1 protein-coding gene is annotated in these 3,347 nt (G+C 70.3%); it reads right to left on the bottom strand.

The window, feature by feature from the left end:
- Positions 1 to 3,327, bottom strand: a 3,327-nt coding sequence (locus AQI88_RS45680) for an SDR family NAD(P)-dependent oxidoreductase (RefSeq protein WP_159050608.1), incomplete at its 3' end; no start/stop codon positions are given.
- Between the last annotated feature and the right edge of the window lie 20 nt (positions 3,328 to 3,347).

The raw sequence follows: 3,347 nt of genomic DNA, 5'->3' as shown, positions 1-3,347 counted from the left end.
GATATCGCTCGCCCGCAGTCTTGCGCTGGCCAACGCGGCCCGAATCACCCGCTGCTGCGACGGACCATTCGGCGCCGACAGACCATTACTCGCCCCGTCCTGATTGACCGCACTACCCGCCACAACCGCCAACACCCGGTGCCCACGCTCACGCGCATCCGACAACCGCTCCAGAACCAGGACACCGACACCCTCACCCCACCCGGTGCCATCGGCCGCCTCCGCAAACGGCTTGCACCGGCCATCGGCAGCCAACCCCCGCTGCAGCGCGAACTCCACGAAGGTCCCAGGCGAAGCCATCACCATGACCCCGCCGGCCAGGGCCATCCCGCACTCCCCGGACCGCAGCGCCTGCGCCGCAAGGTGAATCGCCGTCAGCGACGAGGAACACGCCGTGTCCACCGACACCGCAGGACCCTGCAACCCCAGCGAGTACGCCACCCGACCCGACGCCACACTCGCCGTAGTACCAGTCAGGCCAAAACCACCAGCACCGTCCTGCTCACCGAGCTGGTAGCCCGAGGCGATGATGCCGGCGTAGACGCCGGTGTCGGTGCCCCGCAGCGAACCCGGGGCAATCCCCGCGTCCTCCAGCGCCTCCCAGCACGTCTCCAGCAACAACCGCTGCTGGGGATCCATCCCCAACGCCTCACGCGGACTGATCCCGAAGAACTCCGCATCGAAATCACCAGCACCATCCAGGAAGCCACCCACCGGGGCATAAGTCGCGCCCGGATCAGCAGACTCGGACAGGCCCGGCGTCTCCCAGCCACGGTTCACCGGGAACCCCGACATCGCATCGGTCCCTGCGGCGATCAACTGCCAGAAACCCTCCGGGTCCTCCACCCCGCCCGGGAACCGGCAACCCATACCGACAATCGCCACCGGCTCGTCCGTGCCGACACGGACCACCGGCACAGCCGGCGCACCGACGACCCCGTCGGCCCCGCACGCCTCTGCCACCAGGTACCGGGCAACCTCCAGCGGCGTCGGCTGATCGAAAACCAAGGTGGCGGGGAGAGTGAGTCCGGTTTCGGTCGCGAGCCGGTTGCGGAGCTCCAGCGCGGTCAGGGAGTCGATGCCCATGTCGCGGAAAGCCCGCTGGGGATCGATGTCCCCGGGTCGGGCATGCCCCAGAACGACGGCGGTGCCGGCCCGGACGATCTGCAGGACTTCCTGCTCACGATCGGCGGGAGACAGCGCGGCCAGCCGAGCCGCCAGGCCACCCACGACCGCAGCCACAGCCGCGGACGGGCGTGCGGAGACACCACCAGCGGCCAAGCCGCGCAGCAGCGCAGGCACCGGCCCCCCAGCACGCGACAGCGCGGCCAAGTCCAGTCGGGCCGGGACCGCCAACGGCGTACCCAACGCGGTGGCAGCCTCGAACAGCGCCAGGCCCTGACCGGTCGTCATCGGCTGGATACCGCCGCGACGCAGGCGAGACAGACCGGTGCCATTGAGATGCCCGGTCATCTCCGAGGTCTGAGCCCACAGGCCCCAGGCCAGCGACTGACCGGCCAGACGCCGGTCCCGGCGGTAGCCGGCCAGCGCGTCCAGGAACGCGTTGGCCGCGGAATAGCCGGCCTGTCCCGGATTGCCCACGATGGCTGCGGCCGAGGAGTACAGCACGAACCCGGCCAGACCCGTGCCCTCGGTCAACTCGTGCAGGTTCCAGGCCGCGTCGACCTTCGCCGACAGCACCGTCGCCATCCGCTCAGGCGTCAGCGACTCCACCGTCGCGTCGTCGATCACACCAGCGGCATGCACCACCGCCGCCAACGGCCGCTCAGCCCCGATCCGCGCCAACACCGAGGCGAGGGCGTCGCGGTCGGCGGCATCGCCGGCCTGCACCCGCACACCCGCACCCGACTGCGCCAACTCCGCGACCAGACGGGCAACCCCCGGCGCGGCCGGGCCGCGCCGCGACATCAGCAGCAGATGCCGCATCCCGCGGACGTCCACCAGGTGCCGGGCCAACTCCCCACCCAGCGTCCCCGTTCCACCGGTGACCAGCACGGTGCCCTGCCGGTCCCACTCGGCCGGGACGTTCAGCACGACCTTGCCCAGGTGCCGGGCGGCCTGCAGATACCGCAGCGCCGCCACAGCCTGCGACAGCTCGAAACACGTCACCGGCGGCGGAACCAGCGCCCCCGCCTCGAACATCGCCCCCAGCTCGGCAAGCATCTCCGCGATCCGCGGCTCGCCCGCGTCCATCAGGTCGAAGGCCTGGTAGACCACTCCCGGGTAGGACTGGGCGACCTGCTCAGGGTCCCGGATGTCGGTCTTGCCCATCTCGACGAACTGACCGCCGCGCGGCAGCAACCGCAGCGAGGCGTCCGTGAACTCCCCGGCCAGGGCGTTGACGACCACGTCCATACCCTCGCCACCGGTCACAGCCAGGAACCGCTCACAGAAAGCCAGATCACGAGTGGAGGCGATGTGACTCTCGTCCACACCCATCGCCCGCAACGCGGCCTGCTTGGCCGGACTGGCGGTCGCGAAGACCTCCAAGCCCCACGCCTTGGCCAACTGCACTGCAGCCGTACCCACACCACCAGTACCGGCGTGGATGAGGACTCGCTGGCCGGGACGGACCTGGGCCAGGTCCCGCAGCGCATAAAACGCCGTCAGGAACACTGCCGACACTGCCGCGGCCTGCTGGAAGGACCAGCCCTGCGGGATGGCGGCCACCAACCGGCTGTCGACAACCCCGACCGGCCCCCAACCGGGCACCAGACCCATCACCGGCTGACCCACAGTCAGACCGGTTACTCCGGGGCCGGTCTCCAGGACAACCCCGGCACCCTCCATGCCCAGGACCCGGCCATCCACGACCATCCCCAGCCCAGCCAGCACGTCATGGAAGTTCACGCCTACTGCTCGCATGCCCACTCGGACCTGACCCGCCAGAAGCGCCGCACCCGTCTCGGGAGCATCGATGACAGCCGTACTGCCCAGGTCACCCGGCTGGGTCACCTCAACCCGCCAACCCGAACCACCCGGCAATGCCAACTCACTGGCCCGGACCAGCCGCCGCCCGAACGCCGCGACTTCCCCGCCGTCAGTAGCGGGACGAATGCGGACCTCAGGCTCATCGGCATCCAGGAGCGCAGCCAGGACAGTGTCCACGTCGGCGTCGCGACTGGGGTCCAGGCCGGCTGACGGGTCAACATCGACCAGCAGCAGACGCCCCGGGTGCTCGGACTGCGCCGAGCGGACCAGGCCCGCCACCGCCGCGCCGGCCAGATCCTGCCCGGCGGCCACGCCCTGGGTCCAGATCACCAACCGCGCGTTGTCGGTCTCGGGATCGGCCAGCCACTGCTGCACCCAACCCAACACCGTCGCGG

The sequence above is a fragment of the Streptomyces cellostaticus genome (assembly GCF_001513965.1).
GTDB lineage: Bacteria > Actinomycetota > Actinomycetes > Streptomycetales > Streptomycetaceae > Streptomyces > Streptomyces cellostaticus.
This window is presented reverse-complemented; position numbering and strand designations above follow the sequence as displayed.